Here is a 20,926-nt window from a genome sequence, read left to right as displayed (position 1 = left end):
AGTATTTTTTTTTAATAGGTGCTGTCCGGAACATCTTCACCTGATCCCTCAAAATCCATGACTTTTTATTGTAACAAACAGCATAACACCTTTTTGGAGTTTCTGTTTTTTCAACCCCATTGAAAAGCCCCGCGGTCACAAGCGTTTTTCGGAAAAAGAATGGGTGCTGTCCGAGCGAGCCGAAGGCTCGCGAGTTCACACATTCCCGAAAAACGGGCCGTGACCGTGGAAGAAGGCTTTTCACGGGGTGCCCTTTCCTTGGTTACTTCCTTTGGGCAAGCAAAGGAAGTAATATCTAAAAAAAGTGTACTTTAAAAATGGGGGTTGCCACCGATTTACATGCCCTTGACAGCAATAAAACAACACATTTCGTCATGTGGCTCGTGAAAAATATACTTTTTCACAGCCCTCCAGGTTATTCGCCGATAATTTTTACAAGAACCCGTTTTTTCCGTTTCCCGTCGAATTCACCGTAAAAAATCTTTTCCCATGGCCCGAAATCGAGCTTGCCTCCCGTAACCGCAACCACAACTTCCCTTCCCATCACCGACCGTTTCAGGTGAGCATCGGCATTATCTTCGAATCCGTTATGATCGTACTGAGAGTACGGTTTTTCCGGCGCAAGCTTTTCAAGCCACCGTTCAAAGTCGCTGTGAAGTCCGGATTCATCGTCATTGATAAATACACTCGCGGTTATATGCATGGCGTTGCAGAGCAGCAAACCTTCCATGATTCCGCTCTCGTCGAGGCAGGCTTCAACAATCGGGGTAATATTGATAAATTCACGTCTGTTCCTCGTTTCAAACCATAATTCTTTCCTGAAGCTTTTCATGGCGCCTCCTCTATACCCGATCTATCCACAGAATTCGATAGAACAGGAATTGACACCGATTGGGCTGATTTCAGCAAAAACATTTAAAAAAAAGTGCTCTGGCGGTTAAACAATGACATCGATTGTGTCATGCCGGACTTGTTTCGGCCTCTATTCCAGGTAGTGATATCATCATGTATTCACCGGTGCGATAATCATGGAATATACCTTATCGAGACCGGCTTCACGGATATAATATACCACTATTTCATCTGAGCCATGCGCTGTTTCAGCTCCACGAGGCTTTCGATCAGCTCGTCGAGAAGCTCTGGCTGAAAAGTAATCCCTTTTTCGCTCGGCTGAAAATCACCGCGTTTATCCCTGTAATGCTGCCTGATTTCAATAAAACGATGACCGGCAAGCTCGGCTGTCGAGATTCTTATGATACAGTTTTCTCGCTTTTTGATCTCCCCGGTTATCTGTCTCCTGATGGGAACTCCGCTCATACTGAATCCTTCTGTTTGCGCTGTATTTTCTGCATGATGAGAATAATTATCGGAGCATGGTTTCCTGCGTCAGCCTGTATAAATACCGATGAGCCCGCTTCAGTAAAACATTTACCATATTATTATCAATAATTACCGTTTTTCAAAGTATTTTTCTCAATCGATACTCGGGTGATTACATGGTGACATCCGACGGTTTCATACTTCAGTCCGCCCGGCATTGAAATGCCGGTCTATTATCGAAAAGTCCCTCCGGGACTCCGGAGCACAATCGGACAGAGCGCCGGAGGCGCTTTCCGGTAATAGCCCGGGGATTCATCCCCGGGAGGCAAAATCATGGTATCGCTCCAGGATCGAACAATTATCTCCGGTATTGTCATGCCGAACCTGTTTCGGCATCTGTTCCAGAATATGAATATCATTATTTACCCGCCTGAGTAACGGTAATCTCCGGCAAACAACTTCACCTCTTGCATATTATAGTGTACTTGGTTATTTTTGAACAATACCTGAGCGGATACATCATCCTGGCGACCACATTTGCCCATGAAGCCGATTGAGCGGATATGTTGCCGCCAATCTTTTCATTTTACGCAAGGAGACCCGACATGTTCCTTAAAATGTTTTTGTACGTTACAATGCTGATTTTCGGCACAGTTTCGTTATCCTTCGGACAGACGCTCGATGGCAGTCCTTTTACACCTGGTGTCGATCCCGACATCGATATGTATATCGGAAACTGGAATGAATCCCTGCCTTATCAGACACACGGCTCCCTTATAGAACGCGACATACTTACCAAAGGCGATCCGTTGAAACCGCCGAGAAAAGGCGCCGTTCTCAAGTATGTCAACCGTTTCACCCATGCAACGCTCGATGTCGGAGCATCCATTCAGCCGACAACGCTCAAAGGAGAACAGGAAATCATCTATATTCTCTCCGGAAAAGGCGCCATGAAGGGCCGTAAGATAAGCACCGACCTCTATCCGGGCATCTGTGTGCTCATCCCCGCGAACTGCGAGTTCACCATGAAGAACACGGGCTCCGAATCCATGACCATGTACCTCGTCAACGAGCCCATTCCGGCCGGCTTCAGGCCGAACACCGATATCACGGTCAAGGATGAAAACACCTTGCCGGTACAGTCGACCAACGGCCACTGGTGCCACATCGTCAAGTACTTCTTTGAAACCGACGCCGGGCTTGGCACGCTCGAACGCGTCCTTACCGTAACATTCGATCCCATGACAATCGGCCATCCGCACAGTCATGCGGAAGGATGCGAGGAGGTATGGACCGCAGTAAGGGGTGAGAGCATCGCCTTTCTCGGCAAGCAGATACGCGTGCAGCCCGAGGGTACGGGATATATGATACCTCCCGATGGGAAAACTCCTCATGCCAATATCAATACCGGCAAAGATCAGATAAAGATTTTCTATTTCGCGCGCTATGGCGATCACGAGGTCAGGAAGTAATGACCGATAATCGACAATAAGCCCGTATTGTGCATAATAATTATATAATCATAAAGAGCTAAATTTATATAACTTATTGTTTATACTATTATTAGTTCTTATTATGTATTAATACCCAAAAAAGAAATGAAAAAATCGAAATCCGCGTAAATCCGCCCGATCCGCGTAAATCCGCGTTCTATTACATTTTGTGAATAGATTGGGTACGGTGGTTCTTCTTTCAGGGAGCGGTGCCATGAAAAAGTATATATTCTCTCTCGTTATGTTGTTTCTCCTTGGAGCATTCAACGGTTCCTTTGCGCAGACCCTTGACGGCAATCCGTATACCCCCGGCAAGGATGCGAACATCGATCTCTATATCTGCAGCTGGAAAGATTCGGAACCTCATACAGCCCATGGCGCCCTTATCGAGCGCGACATCCTGACCAGGGGCAATCCTCTCAATCCGCCGGAAAAAGGGGCTGTGCTCACCTATATAAACCTCTTCACCCATGCCACGCTCGAACCGGGAACATCCATCACGCCGACGACACTCAAGGGCGAGCAGGAAATCAACTATATCCTCACCGGGAAAGGCGCCATGAAAGGCCGCAAGACAGGCACCGATCTTTATCCGGGCATCGCGGTGCTCATTCCGGCCGAGTGTCCGTTCACCATGTCCTCAACCGGAGATGAACCTCTCACGATGTACCTCATCAACGAGCCGGTACCTCCGGGATTCCGCCCTAACAAGGACATTCTGGTCAGGGACGAGAATACGCAGCGGATTTCATCCACGGACGTCCACTGGTGTCATATCGCCAGGGGGTTGTTCGGTACTGCGGACGGTCTCGGGACGCTCGAAAGCATAATCACCGTTTCCTTCGACCCCATGACCATCGGCCATCCGCACAGCCATATCGAGGGATGCGAGGAAGTCTGGACCGCGATCAGGGGTGAAAGTATCGCCTTTCTCGGCAAGCAGATACGCATGCAGCCCGAGGGGACGGGATACATGATACCTGCGGACGGCAAAACACCGCATGCCAATATCAATACGGGCGAAGAAACGGTGAAAATGCTCTATTTCGCCCGCTACAGGGATCATGAGGTGAGAAAATAGTTTGGGGGATATTCAATTAGTCCATAAAACTTACGAATGAAATAACTTTACATGTCAGAGTGTCATTCCCGTGAAAACGGGAATCCATCAACTTATACGCATAACATGAATGTAATGCTGGATTCCCAATTCACTTCGTTCTAGAAGTCTTGTGATAAAGTCTGTATGTGTGGATATAAGCTGTCAAGGGTCGGCACGAAGTGCCGATTTACATGCCCTTGACAGCAATAAAACAACACATTTCTTCATAGGGCTCGTGAAAAATATACTTTTTCACAGCCCTCTTATAGACCCGTTGAAAAGTCCCGCGGTCACAACCGGTTTTCGGAAAAAGAATGGGTGCTGTCCGAGCGAACCGAAGGTTCGTGAGTTCACACATTCCCGAAAAACGGGCAGTGAACGGGGAATAAGGCTTTTCGCGGGGTGCCCTTTCCTTGGTTACTTCCTTTGGGCACGCAAAGGAAGTAACATATAAAAAATGTTCTTAAAAAAATGGGGGGGTGCCAGCGATTTATATGCCCTTCACAGCGATAAACCAATACATTTCATTATCGGGCTCGTGAAAAATTTCCTTTTTCACAGCCCTTCTATGGTATAACAGCTCTTGTACAACACATTAGTAATTATGAGCTGATTGAATGACCGAATAGTTTTTAGAGCCTGATCGCACACAGGATAACTTGAATTATTTTGAATAATCTCTCTATTTTTGACTATCAAGGGAACCCCATGAACATGACATCACGAGAAAGAATCAAGGCGGCGCTCGATCACCGTCAACCCGACCGCGTTCCGGTCGATTTCGGCTCGATGCCGGTTTCGGGCATTGCAATAGGCACCGTATACAGGCTCAGGCAGGAGCTCGGTTTCGACCACCTCGATGACCGCGTCAAGGTGGTCGAGCCCTACCAGATGCTCGGTGAGATAAAGGATGACCTCCTTGCCTGGCTCCATGCCGATATTGTCGGTATTTCCGGAAAAATGAACCGCATCGGCATCCCGAACGACAACTGGAAACCGTGGACCATGTTCGACGGCGCCCGAGTCCTTGTCCCGGGCCTTTTCAATACCGAACCCGATAATAACGGGGATATTCTCCAGTACCCCGAAGGCGACCGTTCCGCAGCGCCGAGTCTCCGCATGCCGCAGGGTGGTTTCTACCATGATGCCATTGTCCGCCAGCAGCCCATCGATGACACCAGGCTCGATGTCGGGGACAATCTCGAGGATTTCCCGTATGTCTCCGATGAGGGTGCGGAGGACCTGCGCAGGCAGGCGGAATGGTTGTATGAGAATACCGGTTACGCCATAGCGCTCGCCATGCCCGGAGGGTCTCTCGGCAATGTCGCCGCGGTTCCCGCTCCCTGGCTCAAAAATCCCCGCGGCATTCGCGATATCGAGGAATGGTACGTCTCCCATGCGATACGCCGTGACTATATCAACGAAATCTACGACCGTCAGACCGACATCGGCATCAAAAACCTCGAAACGATCATCCAGGCTGTCGGGAACACGATCGACATCATCTATGTTACCGGAACCGATTTCGGCTGCCAGCGCGGGCCGCTCATGTCGCCCGATGTGTTCCGCGAGCTTTACAAGCCCCACTACAAGCGTACGTGCGACTTTATCCATGCTCATACCACGTGGAAAACGTTCATTCATACGTGCGGGGGCATCCGTCCGCTTATCGGCGACATCATCGGGGCGGGTTTCGATATTCTCAATCCTCTCCAGACATCGGCGGAAGGTATGGATATCCATGAACTGAAAGAGGAGTACGGCGACAGGGTCGTTTTCCACGGCGGCGGCGTGGATACTCAGCATATCCTGCCGCATGGAACTCCGGACGAGGTGTACGAGGATGTGGCCATGCGAATCCGCACCCTCAACAAAGGCGGCGGCTATATCTTCAACACGATCCATAATATCCAGGCGGATGTGCCCGTGGAAAATATAAAGGCGATGGTCAAAGCCATCGGGGATTCCTTCTGAAAATGAACTACTCCGCAGTAAACTGCGAGGTATCGGATCAGGTCCCCTAACCCTTAATCCCTTTCCCCCTGAAAGGGGCAAGAGAAATCGATACGACTACGGTAGTTACCTGCCCCCGATACGGGGGAAGGTGTCACGAAGTGACGGAAGGGGGGTTTTTACCCTGGAGTAAACTCCGAGGAATTCTCTTGATTAAACAGTGACATAGGATAACGTCATGCCGAACTTGTTTCGGCATCTGTTCCTGCTATTGGTATCATTATGTATCCGCCGGAACATTAACTTCGTGTTTACATCTGCCGAGTTCATGTCAAGGCTCGTCCGAAGGACGATTTGTCTTGGTCTTGACATGCAGGAAAACACATATTTCAACGAGTGGTGAGTTAAAATGTTAACCCGGTTTTAATTGAAAATGTATCTGCGGTTCCCGGCGCTGAAACCTCGGCCCGGCATTGGAAGTCGCTGCAACGACGTCATTCCCGAATCTTTAATCGGGAATCCATTTCAACTGTATACATTTTTCATCTTTCGTTGTGATTAATCATAGTCATGAGAGTCATTCACAATAATAAATTGAACACGGATTTTCGCAGATTTGAATATTATATATCGTTTTTGATATCGAGATTAAGTCGTAACTAATGATAGTATTAATAACCTATTACATGTCTTTGTGTCTTTGTGGTTAATCATATTTTAATGAATAGTGCGGGTCAATGCTTATTCACCGCTGAAAGAAAAAAAGTAAATACATTTCCATAACATTACAAATAAACAATCGGCGCAGGCCGGGGGACCAGTGATGACTTCAAAAGAGCGTGTACAATCAGTGCTTGCGGGGAAAATCCCCGATAGAGTTCCGTGGGGTGAATGGGCTGTCGATTTCGATACGGTCGGCAGGATACTCGGGCATGACACCTATTTCCGTGCCAAGGCGAAATCCGCCATCGGATTCTGGGAAGGCCGCCGTGATGAGGTGGTGCAGAGCTGGAAAGAGGACGGCATCGAGTTTTTCCGCAGGATGGACTGTTTCGACATCATCAATATCTCCGCCATGGCATCGAGTGTTGCCCCGCCGAAGAATTACACGTTCGAAAAGCCCCGGAAGCTGGACGGCAACACCTTCGAATTCCGCGATGGCGCCATATACAAGTTTTCAGATGTCACCGCGGATGTCACAAAGGTTTATGACCCCAATGCAGGGAAAAAGCAGTTCACACCCGCCGATTTCGACAAAGAGCCCGTCATCGAACCGCCCGACGAGAGCTGTTTCGAGGTCGTGGATGCCTTTATCGGGGAGTTCGGGCGCGACCGTTTCCTCATGGGGCCCTCGGGCAGCGAAGTGGGAATCCTGATTCTCGGCGGCTCGTTCGAGGAGGGCGGCGGCGGCTTTGCGCATGGCCTCATGGAGTACCTCGACAATCCCGAAACGGTCAAAGCCGCAATCCGTTACGAAGTGGCGAAAAACAACCTTCTCGATAGGCATTACATCCGTCACGGCCAGGATGCCGTCGGCTGGGGGCAGGATTTCTCGAGCACCCAGGGACCGTTCATCTCTCCCGCGATGTTCCGGGAATTCGTTTTTCCCGGCATACAGGCCCGTGTAAGGAACATCCACGAACACTTCAAACTGCCCGTGATGAAACACGCCTGCGGCAACAACAACCTCCTCCTCGACATGTTCGTCGAGGCTGGCTATGATGCCTACCAGTCCATTCAGCGCACTGCGGGCATGGACCTCGAAGCAATCAAGGAGCGATACGGCTCACGGTTTGTACCATGGGGCGGAATCAGTGTCGAGCTGCTCGTTTCGGGAACGCCGGATGATGTAAAGAGGGAGGTCGCCCACGCCATGGAACACTACAAGCCGGGCGGACGGTATATATTCGGTTCGACACACTCGATTGCCGTGGGGACGAAGTACGACAATTTCATGACAATGGTCGATGAGTTTCAAAAACTGCGGAATTATTGATATAGCCCTGTCAAAAGCTTATGCCTTATGCCTTATGCCTTGTGCCTTGTGCCTTATGCCTTATGCCTTGTGCCTTATGCCTTATGCCTTATGCCTTTTCCCTTATGCCTTCTGCCTTCTGCCTTATGCCTTGTGCCTTTTGCCTTCTGCCTTTTCCCTTATGCCTTTCTCCTCTGCCTGTCATCATACAGCCCGGGAACACGTCTCTCCCGCAAGGCATCCTGTTATTTTTTCAGAAACGGTGACCAGGCGGGATACTCTTCCATATCCTCGTTTTTTGTCAGCTGTTGTACATCCGAGCCATCCGCCGCCATTGTAAACAACTCGCGTTTGGCGTTACGGATCGAGATAAACGCGATTCTGGAACCGTCGGGCGACCATGTGGGTTTGGTATCGTTGTTGGGATAGTTCGTCAGGTTCACCGGATTCGAGCCATCGGCGTTCATCACGAAAATATCGGTCTTTCTCTTGGCTTTCATGGCCTTTTCGAGGTACTCATCGCCGAGAATAACCTCGTCGCGGGATGGCGGTTTAACATCTTCGACAGGTACAAAGTCACGGTCCGACACAAACGCTATCTTTGTACCGTCCGGTGACCAGCTCGGCAGGGAATCCCCCGTTTCGTTACGGGTCAGGTTGACCTGATTCGACCCGTCCGCATTCATGACATAAATTTCCTGGTTGCCGTCACGCTCCGAGACAAAGGCAATCTTGCTGCCATCCGGCGACCAGCAGGGCATACTGTCCCAGTCGGGATTCCTTGTGAGGTTTACCCTGTTTGAGCCGTCCGTATTCATGACATAGATTTCGAGATTTTTATCGATACCCGTGTCATAAGCGATTTTCGTACCATCCGGTGACCATGAAGGATGACCGTTCCATCCGAATCCATCCACTATTTTCGTCTGATTGCTGCCGTCCGAGTTCATGATAAGTATATCGTAGAATTGCGGAATTCTCCGGTTCGAGACAAAAACGATCTTCGAGCCGTCCGGCGACCATGCCGGAAAACGATTCCTTCCCTGGTTCGCTGTCAATCTGACGGGATCGGTGCCGTCCGCTCTCATGGTATATATATCGTAGCCTCCGCCAATGGTGGATTCGCAGGCAATTCTGGTCGATGTTTCCATTTCGACAGGTTTTCTTCCCATGGGACTCTGGACGGTCTGGGAAGGAGCGATATTCGGCGTGTTTTCCGTTTTTTCGTCTTTGCCGCATGAAACGCATATCATAAGTATTATAAAGCTGATAATCACCGGGATTATAATGGTTGTTTTCATGTTGAATACCTCTGAAAAAACAGTACAGTTTATGTAATAATTGCACATGTGGAGGGTCTGGTAATCGGCTTTATAGAATACGAATTTTACTGTTGACATGCAAACAGTAAAATTGACCGTGCGCTTTTCGGTCGTATATAGTACATTGTATCAAGCACATAAAAAACATCCTTTTCTGATGAAAAAAATAATCTGGTTATTCAGTTAGCCCATAATCGCTAATTTATTATACAAGTATTGTCATTCCCAGGAACGAAGTGAATTGGGAATCCAGTATTATTGCTCCGATGATTAAAGCACTACCGGCTAAAGCCGCAGAAGACAGACCCCTCTCCGGCATTCTGCCGGTATCCCCCCTTCACAGGGGGAAAGCCTGCGGCGCTTTATGCTTCGCGTTCTGTTCCCTTTTACCGCGCAAGCGGCCTCTCCCCTCTGAAGGGGAGATGTCACCGCAGGTGACAGAGGGGTCATAAAAAATCGCGCTAATGCTTTTCGCCTCAAAGGCGAAGGATTTAGACCCGGCGTATGGAAAATTTATGCCTGTGAATTTATATACCCGTTGAAAAACCCCGCGGTCACAACCGGTTTTCGGAAAAAGAATGGGTGCTGTCCGAGCGAGCCGAAGGCTCGTGAGTTCACACATTCCCGAAAAACGGGCAGTGACCGGGGAAACAGGTTTTTCACCGGGTGCCCTTTCCTTGGTTACTTCCTTTGGGCATGCAAAGGAAGTAACATCTAAAAAAAGTGTTCTTAAAAAAATGGGGAGTTGCCACCGATTTACATACCCTTGACAGTAACTAAACAACACATTTCGTCATGGGGCGCGTTAAAAAAGATACTTTTTCATAGCCCTCTTGGTATATTTTATGTAGTAATTGAACTACCGGAAAAAAATAATGTTATAGCGTATATAACAAGTTCAACCTTTTTTCAGGGAGTGTATCAGGTATGGTAAAAAAAATGGTGGCTCTGTTTTCGGTGATCATGATTCTGGGGGCGGCACATCTGTATGCGCTCGAACGCCCTGACATTGAGTTCAAAATCTTCCAGTTCCCACCAACGATGATACCGTGCATCGACGGCAGGACGGACGACTGGAATATCGTCCCCGTAAGTTACGTCATCGGTACCGACCAGCTTTCAGACACCGTAAAGGATCACGAAATGAAAGTCGATCCGAAAGACCTCGATATCAAAGTCCGCGTCGGCTGGGTCAAGGGATTGAACCGGCTCTATTTCCTCTACGAGGCCTATGACGATTACTGGAACATGTACTTCAAGCGCGGCGATATTTTCGAGGTCGTTGTGGACGGCGATCTTTCGGGCGGGCAGTTCATCAACAACGAACAACTGACGACATGGGAAGACAACCACTTCCGGTTCAAGGGAGTGCATGCTCAGAATTACCACATTTTCACTCCGCCCGGAGAGGGCCGCGACTGGTGCATGGTATGGGGCTGCCAGCCGTGGATCGCGGAGCTCCCCTATGCCAATCATGCGTATTCATACAATTTCAAGGAAGGCGAGAGCGGAAAACTCGTCCTCGAATTCTGGATAACCCCATTTGATTACGCGCCATATGACGGCCCTTCGCGGGCAGTCGAGTCAAAGCTCACGGAGAACACCATCATCGGGCTGTCGTGGTCGGTGCTCGATTACGATGAGAACAACTCGGAGTACGAGGGATTCTGGAACCTGTCCCACAAAACGCGGATGGATTCCAACGCATCCTGCCAGGTCGCCTTCAGGCTCATGCCGCTCGAACCAAAATTCGTTCCGGCCATCGGGGCGCAGTGGTCGTTCGAGGTTGTCGACATGGACAGGAGGCTCGTCTATTTCAAGGACCTGTCCCAAGGCAATATCACATCATGGCTGTGGGATTTCGATGACGGCACCACATCGAACGAGCAGAACCCGGTTCACCAGTATGAAAAAGCAGGCGATTTCGTGGTCGTCCTCACCGTGGAAGGCCCCGCAGGCAAGGCGCAGCGGATAAAAGTCCGGAGCGTGGCGGTGCGATAAGCGTAAATAAAAAAATATTTTAGACAGGATTAACAGGATTAACAGGATAAAAAAATTTTAAAAATAAACTACGGAGACACGGAGAAAAAATATTTTAGACAGGATTAACAGGATTAACAGGATTAACAGGATGTGTTTTTTTAAAAATCAACCATGGAGACACGGAGACACGGAGAAAAACCACCGATTACACAGATGACATAGATAGATTTAAACGTAGGGGCACAATGCATTGTGCCCTTTTTTTATCGCCACAGATTTCATAGATTTCACAGATTTTTCCCCTTATGCCTTGTGCCTTATGCCTTGTGCCTTCTGCCTTATGCCTTATGCCTTTTTTTATCGCCACAGATTTCACAGATTTCACAGATTTTTCCCCTTATGCCTTCTGCCTTATGCCTTGTGCCTTGTGCCTTATGCCTTGTGCCTTCTGCCTTATGCCTTTTTTATCGCCACAGATTTCACAGATTTTTCCCTTATGCCTTGTGCCTTGTGCCTTGTGCCTTTTTTTATTAACCACAGAAACGCAGAGAAAAAAAATATAGACAGGATTAACCCGGATTTATCTGAAAATGCATCTGCAATTCCCGGTGCTGAAGCCTCGTCATGGTGTCGGGAGTCGCTGTAACGATGTCATTCCCGAATCTTTAATCGGGAATCCATTTGCAGCCTGCATACATTTTTCATCCTTCATTGTGACTATCTATAGTCATGGAGGTTATTCATAAAACTATTTCACCACAAAGACACAAAGGCACAAAGAGACATAATAGATTATAGTATACATGACGAAATTATTGTTCACGCATGTTTTTTAAAATGTTAGGGCACCCCCCCGTGGTTGCTGTAGGGGCACCCCCCCGTGGTTGCCCACTGTAGAACAAATCCGCGTTCTAGTATAATTCATGAATAGATCGGGTTAAAATATTTTCCTTTATTCATTTTAATTCTCCGTGTCTCCGTGGTTTCATTTCTTCTTTTCGTGTGCTTTTCTTGAAACGCTGATTCCTGGATCGTGTAATCCTGAAAATCCCGGTATCATCACGGCAATCCCGGTTCACAGCGCTGAGAGTACTATCCCATAGCTTTACATCACCTCTCTCACAACCATAAACACCGAACAACTGCTAATCATGTCAATCCCGTCAATCCTGTCAATCCTGTCAATCCTGTCAAAAAAATTATTTCCAATGGTCATTGCGTGCTTTGTGAAAAATTATTTTTTATTCCGGTTAATCCGCAATATCAGTATATATATGCTTCCCATAATAGTAAATAATATCATACCGTGAAATTTTTATTTTAAGTACGTGCAAAATTTCGTATCGCCGCGCCAAATATTTTTATGTGATTTACCGTGGTAAATATGCCAATCGGGTAAGTTCGTTATTTAAGCGTACTTGCTTATCTCATATCTCCCCGATGCCCATGAATAATGAATTTGCAGGAAGAGCCATCGCTGAAACCCCGTGATTACTGGAAAAAACGGGAACTCCTTCAGCGATTTCGTGAAAACATAGATAAGTACCTTACATTTAAGAATTTATATGCAAAAAAACATCCCCGGTGCCCATGAACAGTGCATTCTTCAAAAGGAATTTTCCGCAAATCTCGTGCAGGCAAGGGGTTACAGGAGTCACGGTCACGCGTTTTTAACGCAGTACCCGCTTTTCAGGCATTTACGCCGTATCTTATGTTCTGAATATACACACTATCACAGCGCAACGGTCAATTTTTCAATGATTCGATCCCATAACTGATGAAAAATGCAACAGTTGCGACCATGATGATCGCTGCTCCGGATGTAATATTGAGCGTATAGGAAACCCAGAGCCCGGAGAGGGTGAACACGGCGCTCAATATCGCCGAATACACCATCATGCTTCCGAGCGATTTCGCCATTTTTTCCGCCATATAGGTCGGGATGGTGAGCAGCGCGATAACGAGAATCAGCCCGACAAGCCGTATGGTCATGACAATGGTGAGCGAGGCGAGAACGAGAAGGGCAAAGTAGAGTATTTTCACCGGAACTCCCCGGAGCGAGGCGAACTGCTCATCGTACGAGAGGGCGAGAAAGTCGCGGTAATAAAAGATCACGGCGAGGAGTATCACTGCATCGAGCGCAAGCAGGAGCCATAGGTCGACGGCGGGAATCGTCAGAATGCTCCCGAACAGATAGCTCATGAGGTCTACTGCGTACCCCGGAGTGAGATCGATGAGAATTATGCCGAGCGCCATACCGGCAGCCCACAGAACGCCGATGATCGTATCCGAGCGGTGACGGTTTTTGAAGGTCAGCGCGCCGATAATCATTGCTATGACGACCGAAAACAGGCTCGCACCAAGGAGCGGAGGCAATCGGAAAAAGAACGCCAGCCCGATACCGCCGTACGCGGCATGTGCAATGCCCCCGGATATGAACACCATGCGGTTCACCACAACGAGCGCGCCGATAATGCCGCATGCCACACTGATGAGAAGCCCCGCAATGACCGCGTTCCGCATGAACTCGAACTGAAGCGCCTCAATCAACGTTCTTCTCCTCCTGAACATGGTTCCCCATGCGGAAATATCCCTGGGTGATGAGCTCGACAGGGCAGATGTGCCTCAGCGAAGATTCCGACAGCTTTTTGATCATCTCGGGGGTGAAATCGAGTGATTTGTGGACATGGAGCGTCCTGTTTACATGGGCCACCGTCTTGGCGAATCCGAGTGTGAGCGCATAGTCATGGCTGACAACGATGATGGTCATGGACCGGTTCAATTCCTTCAGTATTTCATATATCTTCGACTGCCCTTCCATGTCGATGCTCGCGGTGGGCTCGTCGAGAATAAGGATATCTGATTCGGTCGCCAGCGCCCGTGCAATAAAAACCCGCTGACGCTGCCCGCTCGAAAGGGTACCGATGCGCTTTCCGGAATATTCGGCTATATCGACCGTCTCCAGCGCTCTTTGGGCTATCTTCACATCCTCACGGGTAAAACGGCGAAGGGATGTATTGTGCGCCAGCCTTCCCATGAGGGTTACATCGAGCACTGTAATCGGAAATTCCCTGTTGAACGAGGTATCCTGCGCCACATACCCGATACGGGTTGCAGCCCTGGCGGGCTCATCGCCGAATACACGAATGATCCCGCGGTCGGGGGCATGGATGCCGAGTATGAGCTTGAGAAGGGTCGTTTTTCCGCCGCCGTTCGGCCCGATAACGGCAAGAAAGTCGTTACGGTCGACGGATAGATTTATGTCCTTTAAAACCGCTTCACCGTTGTATGAAAACCGGACATCCTTCAATTCGATATCGGGTACGGTCATATTCTGTCACCTCAGCGCGGCGCTCATTTTCTCCGCGACATCCTTCAGGTTCTGCTCCCAGTTCTCCGCGAGGGGATCGGCATAAATCACCTTCCCGCCGATGGCATCGGCAATCGTCCGTGCGTTCCTGTCCGAAAACTGCGGCTGCACAAACACGACTTTTATACCGAGCCGTTTCGCCGTATCGATCAACCGGACGAGATCAGCCGGTTTGGGCTCCTTTCCCCCGATTTCGACCGGTATCTGTTCGAGGCCGTACGCACGGGCAAAATATCCCCATGAGGGGTGGAACACCATGAACCGCGTATGTCCGCTCCCGACCGAAAGCCTTTCTTTCAGATACCTGTCGAGGTCGTCCAGCTCCCCGAGGAAACGGTTGTAATTATCGGTGTAAAACTCCCTGTTTCCGGGATCGGCGGAAACAAGAGCGGTATAGATGTGCTCAGCCTGTTTTCTGACGAGCGGCGGCGAAAGCCATACATGGGGATCGTACAGGTCATCGTGACCCGAATGTTCCTCCCGTTCGTTTTTATCTCCCGTATCCATGGGGATTTTATCGATCCCGTCATCCGTATGAACGATACGCATCGTGGAGTTTACGGCCTTGAAACGGTCGAGCCATGACTGTTCGAAGGACATACCTGCCGCGAAATAAATCCTCGAATTCGAGAGAGCGATGAGCTGCTGTGGTTTCGGCTCGAACGCATGCGGCTCCGCTCCGGGCGGCACCATGACGGCGACTTTCACACGGTCGCCGCCGATTTTTTCGACGAAATATTTCTGCGGCAGAATACTGACCGTAACCTGAACCGGTGTCTCCGCCCATGACCATGAACCGGACAGCGCCATCAGAACGGGCAGAATCACAGCGTAAATCCGAACATTCGAAACGACACTTCTCACGGTTCCCTCCGGTTGCACTGCTTACAAATACCGCTCAATGTGACCGAAATCTCCTGAACGTCAAACCCCTCATCAACCTGCCGAACCGAAACCGCTTCATCGCACGAGCATTCACGAAGGCAGTACAGTTTCATGCATTTCAGACACCTGAAATGCGGATGAACGGGATAACCGCTCATCGCAGCCTCGACATACAGCACGCCGGTGGGATCGCTGATTTCACGGATGAGCCCGGACTTATGGAACACCGCGAGCGTTCGATATACGGTGGCAAGGTCGAGAGGGATAACCTCCGAAACACGGGCGTGGAGCTCGTCCGCATTGACCGGGCGCCCGCTTTCGATTATTGCCCGGAGAATAGCGACCTTTTTCGCCGTTGCACGGATATTCCTGTTTCTCAACAGGTGTTTTGTCTCGGTACCGTTCATGGGGATAATATATTGTATATGCAAATGATTTGCAAATTGTTCCGATGCACGGATTATTCCCGATAATATTACTCCGGCGAATACAGAGTGTTATCAGTGTTTTAACCCGATCTATTAATGAATTATATTTGAACGCGGATTTACGCGGATTTGTTTATTATATATCTCTTTCGATATCGCCAATAAAATGTTGCTATAAATAGTAATAATAATATATTATGTCGCTTTGTGTCCTTGTGATGAAATACATTTACGATAACCTCTATGACTATAGAAAATCACAACGAAGGATGAAGAATATATGCAGATATATATGGATTCCCGAATGAACTACCTCGCAGCAAGCTACGAGGTATCAATACCAAAATAATGATAAGGAATCGAAGCAAGCTTCGGGGAATTAAACCCCAAGCGATTAAAGATTCGGGAATGACGTCGTTTCGGCGACTAACGACACCAAGCCGAGGTATCAGCACCGGGAGCTGCACATGCATTTTCAGATAAAAAATTCAGGTTATTGTTCCGGCGAATAAATAATGTTACCGGTGTTTCAAATAGATACCGAAACAGGTTCGGCATGACACAAACCGATGTCGATGTGAAGCCACCGGAGCAAAAACACAACGATACATACTCAGGATGCATAACTGTTTGCATACCCGGTTGCCTTGTGCCTATATTATTGCTCCGGTAGACAAACAATGATATGTAAATGAGGCGCACATGCCGAATATACCAGGCATGACAACACCAGAGATTATTATATAATCCCGGAAGGATAACATGATTTTGTCTCCCGGGGATGAATCCCCGGGCTATTACCGAAAAGCGCCTCCGGCGCTCTGGCCGGCTGTACTCAAGAGTCCCGGCGGGACTTTTCGACAATAGACCGGCATTTCAATGCCGGGCGGCTCACGGTATGAAACAGTCAGAAGTCACTCGTCAATCACCGGATTACTAATCGGGTTCATACCCGGATTCACCATTCTACAGGAACGGAAAATCTGATGAAAATCATAGCCGCAACGAACAGCATATCAATGCCTGTCAGCTCCGGCGGCCGGTATGATGTCATCGTCATCGGCGGCGGAGTTTCGGGTTCCATGGCTGCGATCGCGGCAGCCCGCCACGGCGCAAGGACGCTCGTCGTCGAACAGCATGGGTTCATGGGCGGCGCGCTTACCGCCATGGGCGTCGGCCCTATGATGAGCTTCCACAACGGCGCCGGGAAACAGCTTGTCAGGGGCATTCCCCAGGAGCTCATCGACCGTCTGGGCGCACATGACGCCAGCCCCGGACACATACCCGACAGCATCACCTACTGCAGCACGGTGACCCCGTTCGAGAGCGAATGTCTTAAAATCGAGCTTGAAACCATGCTCGGAGAAGCGGGCGGCAGCATCCTCTACCACTCCCTGTTCGCCGGAGCAACCGTGACCAACGACCGGATAGGGTCGGTGACAATCTGCAACAAATCGGGGCTGAGCCTTTTCGAAGCAGCCGTATTCGTGGATGCCACGGGCGACGCCGATCTTGCCTACAATGCCGGTGTCCCCTGCGTGAAGGGCAGAACATCGGACGGCGCGACACAGCCCATGACCATGAATCTCAAGGTGGGCAATGTCGATACCGTCGCGGTACGGGCTTATGCGGAAAGCCATCCCGAGGATTTTCACTTCACCTTCGGCGCCCGTAAGGGACTGGAACGATTGAAACGGACGCCCCGGCTGAGTCTGGCGGGATATCTCTCCGAATGGGAAGCGGCTAAGGCAAGCGGCGAAATCACCATTCCCCGCGAGCTCGTGCTCTTTTTCGAGACCGCCGTTCCCGGCACGGTCATAGTCAACACCTCCCGCATCCAGGGTCTCGATCCGACAAGCCCGGAGGATGTCAGCCGCGCGGAAACGACCGGACGGAATCAGTGCATGGAGCTGTTTCACTTTCTCAGACGCAGATGCCCGGGGTTCGAAGATGCAGTCAACCTCGGAACATCGGTCCATATCGGCGTCCGGGAATCCCGTCACATCGAGGGGCTCTATGTCGTTTCAGCCGATGACCTCGTCAACGAGCGGACGTTCCCCGACCCTGTCGCCATTGGAGGATATCCGATAGATATCCATTCACCCGACAAGGCTGAAACGCGAACGACACATCTGCGGCCCGAAGCTTCCTATTCGATTCCCATGCGCGCCATGCTCGCGGAAAAACCGCGGAACCTCGTCGTTGTCGGGCGGGCTATAGGCGCTACGCACGAAGCCTCCGCGGCGCTGCGGGTTTCACCAATCGCCATGGCTATCGGTCAGGCGGGGGGAACGCTTGCGACGCTTTCAGTCAAACGCGGAATCGACCCGAATGTATTCGATTATGGCTCGGTGAGGGAAGCGCTGCTGGAGGATGACGTGCTGCTTCCGTGAGCACACGGGCGATGTGGCGTATGAACAAATCCGACCTGGTCACGAGATTTAATAGAACGCGGATTTTCGCGGATCGGGCGGATTAACGCGGATTTTTTTCAACTTTTTTGATGTAAACGATAAATTGTTATTAAAGATAGTATTAATAATATATTATATCGCTTTGTGCTTTTGTGTCCTTGTGATGTAATGCTTTTTTACGAATAGACCCCCATGACTATAGATAGCCGCAACGAAGGATGAAAATGTATGCGGGCTGCAAATGGATTCCCGATTAAAGATTCGGGAATGACGATGTTACAGGGATTCCCGTCATCAGACCATGGCTTCAGCACCGGGAACTAAAGATGCATTTTCAGATAAACTCGTGATAACAAGATTTATCAAAATTTATCACGCGAGGTGTTTGCAAAAGTCCGGATTATTAGAAAAAGCCCCCTTCTTGTCCTGCGGACATCCTTCCCCCGGAGGGGCAGGACATAACTGCAAGCACCACACTATGTTGCCCCCTCCGGGGGAAACAGGCGCGTAAGCACCGAAGGGGGCTGTTGCAGAAAATAAGAGATATTGCATCGAAAATTGGGGAGATTCATTGAAAACCATAGCGTTTTCAATACATTATGCCGATTGATATGAATTTTATCCGGACACTATTGATGGGGAATGTCACATTAATCCTATCCGACATAAAAATATGTTTTTACTGTTGAAAATCATACATTTCAACTTTCAATATCAGAACGATATGGTGAACAAAATCCGTTTTATTGCTTTTTTTATTATCCTGTCCATGTTTCCGCTTTCAGCGTTTGCAGGCGAGGCTGCGCACATTCCCGCGCCTCACCAGAGAGGTTTGCAGGCGCTCGACTGGCTCATGATAGGACTCTACGGCTTCTTCATGCTCGGCGTCGGCTGGTACTACTCCCGTAAACAGAACTCGACCGAGGAATATTTTCTCTGCAGCCGCAACATGGGCTCTTTCGCCATCGGCATCTCGCTGACAGCGTCCATCCTGAGCACCATCAGTTACCTGTCGAAACCAGGTGAGATGATCCGGTACGGCCCGACGCATCTCTGGTCGATTATCGCCATTCCGCTCTACTTCATACCGGTCGGGTATCTGCTGATACCGGCGTTTATGAAATTCAGGATCACGAGCGCGTACGAGCTGCTGGAAAAAAACATCGGCCTGTCCGTTCGGCTCTGCGGCGCGGTCATATTCATACTGGTCCGCCTGTCATGGATGGCGCTCCTCATCTACCTGTCGTCGAAAGCGGTCGTGGTCATGCTCGGCTGGCCATCCGCAATGCTGTCTTATGTCGTTATAATATCAGGATTTATCGCAGTCATTTATACCGCCCTCGGCGGTCTTCGCGCTGTGGTGATTACAGACCTGCTCCAATTTTTAACCCTTATGGTCGGCGCGTTCCTGACGGTTATCATAATCACCATTAAAATGGGCGGTACAGGCGCATGGTGGCCCATCGGATGGCAGCCGAACTGGCAGGTGCAGCCGCTGTTCAGCTTCGATCTTCACATCCGTGCCACCGTGACCGGCGGGATGGTCTATGCGGTTTTCTACTGGCTCTGCACCGCCGGTTCGGACCAGATGGCTATCCAGCGGTATCTTTCCACGAGAAATGTGAAGGAAGCACGCCGTTCGTTTCTCATTTCCTCGCTGGCGTATGCCGCCATAGTCATCGTGCTCTCGGTGGTCGGCATGGCCCTGCTGGGATTTTACCGGATACTACCCGAATACCAGAGCAGGGGCGATGCGCTGTTTACCGGCGCCGATTACCTTTTCCCCGATTTCATTGCAACCTACATGCCGGCGGGAGCCGCCGGGATAATTGTTTCGGGGATTTTCGCCGCGGCGATGTCAAGCCTCGATTCCGGCATCAATTCGATTGTCAGCATCATAACAGTCGATTTCATCGACCGTTTCAGGAAAAAAATCCATGACCAGAGCTTCGATGTCAGACAGGCAAAATATCTGACATGGGGCATCGGCGTCGCCATCGTTCTCATGAGCTCGCTCATGGACAAAGTGCCCGGCAATGTCACCGAGATAACGAGTAAGACCAACGGTCTGTTTATCGGCCCGCTCTTCGGTCTTTTTTTCATGGCACTGTTTGTGCCGTTCGCGACATCGTTCGGGACAATCGTCGGGGCCATATACGGTCTCGCAGCCGCGGCAGTGATCGCCTACTGGGATGTTCTGACCGGGGATCAGGGATTGAGCTTCCAGTGGATAACCGCCCTGTCGCTCGTGGTGCATATTGCAGTCGGTATCCCGCTGAGCCTGATTCCGCTGAAAGGCAAGGGCTGGCGGACGGTGACCGGGTGGAGTGTGCTTGCGGCTATTCTGCTGGGGACCGGATTTTGTGCGATCGTGGGGTGGCAGGTATAAGCGGGCTCTCTTAAAAAGAGGGTAAAACCTTTATAACCCGACCATAGAACGCGGATTTACACGGATTGGTTTTTTTTAAATATTTTTTCCAGATGTGGCGATTAATTGTCACTAATAATAGTAATAACAATCTCTTATGATTTTTTGTGTCTTTATGGTGAAATATTTTCGTGTATAATAAGGATTAATGGACCTTATTATTTTATCCGGTTATCCGGTTTGATAAGCATAGGAAACCTTTTTAATCAGAATTGATAATTTCTTCCGATAGTATGTGATCCCCCCTGCCTGC

At 49.6% G+C, this 20,926-nt stretch carries 15 protein-coding genes; 7 read left to right on the top strand and 8 right to left on the bottom strand.

From position 1 onward, the window contains the following. The 3 genes from LLG96_09200 to LLG96_09190 all read right to left on the bottom strand — a co-directional run. Positions 1–244, bottom strand: a 244-nt coding sequence (locus LLG96_09200) for a hypothetical protein (GenBank protein MCE5250383.1), incomplete at its 3' end; no start/stop codon positions are given. A gap of 171 nt (positions 245–415) precedes the next feature. Beyond that, the gene (locus tag LLG96_09195; GenBank protein MCE5250382.1) at positions 416–832 is read right to left on the bottom strand and encodes a secondary thiamine-phosphate synthase enzyme YjbQ; all 417 of its coding nucleotides are present in this window, start codon (positions 830–832) and stop codon (positions 416–418) included. Positions 833–1,074: 242 nt separating this feature from the next. Beyond that, entirely contained in the window at positions 1,075–1,317 is a 243-nt protein-coding gene (locus LLG96_09190) for a transcriptional coactivator p15 (protein ID MCE5250381.1), read from the bottom strand. A 608-nt stretch (positions 1,318–1,925) separates the two neighbouring features. Here LLG96_09190 and LLG96_09185 point away from each other — a divergent pair. The 4 genes from LLG96_09185 (at position 1,926) to LLG96_09170 (ending at position 7,864) form a co-directional block, all read left to right on the top strand. Next, positions 1,926–2,792, top strand: a complete 867-nt coding sequence (locus LLG96_09185; protein MCE5250380.1) for a cupin domain-containing protein — start codon at positions 1,926–1,928, stop codon at positions 2,790–2,792. 235 nt (positions 2,793–3,027) lie between these two features. Beyond that, positions 3,028–3,894 carry a cupin domain-containing protein gene (locus tag LLG96_09180; GenBank protein ID MCE5250379.1) on the top strand — a complete coding sequence of 289 codons (867 nt, stop codon included), beginning with the start codon at positions 3,028–3,030 and terminating at the stop codon, positions 3,892–3,894. Positions 3,895–4,629: 735 nt separating this feature from the next. Then, positions 4,630–5,889 (top strand): methyltransferase, encoded by a 1,260-nt coding sequence (locus LLG96_09175; protein MCE5250378.1) that lies wholly within the window; start codon positions 4,630–4,632, stop codon positions 5,887–5,889. Between the two features lie 802 nt (positions 5,890–6,691). Continuing rightward, positions 6,692–7,864: a uroporphyrinogen decarboxylase family protein gene (locus tag LLG96_09170; protein ID MCE5250377.1), complete on the top strand. Its 1,173-nt coding sequence runs from the start codon at positions 6,692–6,694 to the stop codon at positions 7,862–7,864. Between the two features lie 224 nt (positions 7,865–8,088). On the opposite strand, the gene LLG96_09165 is transcribed toward LLG96_09170, so the two are convergent. Beyond that, complete coding sequence (locus LLG96_09165; protein MCE5250376.1) at positions 8,089–9,144, bottom strand: hypothetical protein; 1,056 nt, start codon at positions 9,142–9,144, stop codon at positions 8,089–8,091. 948 nt (positions 9,145–10,092) lie between these two features. Here LLG96_09165 and LLG96_09160 point away from each other — a divergent pair. Then, entirely contained in the window at positions 10,093–11,166 is a 1,074-nt protein-coding gene (locus tag LLG96_09160) for a PKD domain-containing protein (GenBank protein MCE5250375.1), read from the top strand. Positions 11,167–12,894: 1,728 nt separating this feature from the next. Here the strand turns inward: LLG96_09160 and LLG96_09155 are convergent. From LLG96_09155 to LLG96_09140, 4 genes are read right to left on the bottom strand one after another with little or no spacing between them, the layout of a single operon-like run. Further along, positions 12,895–13,698, bottom strand: a complete 804-nt coding sequence (locus LLG96_09155; protein MCE5250374.1) for a metal ABC transporter permease — start codon at positions 13,696–13,698, stop codon at positions 12,895–12,897. Continuing rightward, on the bottom strand, positions 13,691–14,479 hold the full coding sequence (locus tag LLG96_09150) for an ABC transporter ATP-binding protein (GenBank protein ID MCE5250373.1): 789 nt from the start codon (positions 14,477–14,479) through the stop codon (positions 13,691–13,693). The genes LLG96_09155 and LLG96_09150 overlap by 8 nt, the downstream gene beginning before the upstream one ends. 6 nt (positions 14,480–14,485) lie before the next feature. Then, entirely contained in the window at positions 14,486–15,382 is an 897-nt protein-coding gene (locus LLG96_09145) for a zinc ABC transporter substrate-binding protein (protein ID MCE5250372.1), read from the bottom strand. After that, positions 15,379–15,810 carry a transcriptional repressor gene (locus LLG96_09140; GenBank protein MCE5250371.1) on the bottom strand — a complete coding sequence of 144 codons (432 nt, stop codon included), beginning with the start codon at positions 15,808–15,810 and terminating at the stop codon, positions 15,379–15,381. The genes LLG96_09145 and LLG96_09140 overlap by 4 nt, the downstream gene beginning before the upstream one ends. 1,007 nt (positions 15,811–16,817) lie before the next feature. On the opposite strand from LLG96_09140, the gene LLG96_09135 reads away from it, so the two are divergent. Both LLG96_09135 and LLG96_09130 read left to right on the top strand, forming a co-directional pair. Continuing rightward, the gene (locus tag LLG96_09135; protein MCE5250370.1) at positions 16,818–18,224 is read left to right on the top strand and encodes an FAD-dependent oxidoreductase; all 1,407 of its coding nucleotides are present in this window, start codon (positions 16,818–16,820) and stop codon (positions 18,222–18,224) included. 745 nt (positions 18,225–18,969) lie between these two features. Beyond that, positions 18,970–20,634 carry a sodium-coupled permease gene (locus LLG96_09130; protein ID MCE5250369.1) on the top strand — a complete coding sequence of 555 codons (1,665 nt, stop codon included), beginning with the start codon at positions 18,970–18,972 and terminating at the stop codon, positions 20,632–20,634. Positions 20,635–20,926: the final 292 nt, after the last annotated feature.

This window comes from bacterium (assembly GCA_021372535.1).
Taxonomy (GTDB): domain Bacteria; phylum Latescibacterota; class Latescibacteria; order Latescibacterales; family Latescibacteraceae; genus JAFGMP01.
The sequence above is the reverse complement of the archived record's forward strand: the minus strand, read 5'-3'. Positions and strand labels throughout refer to the sequence as shown.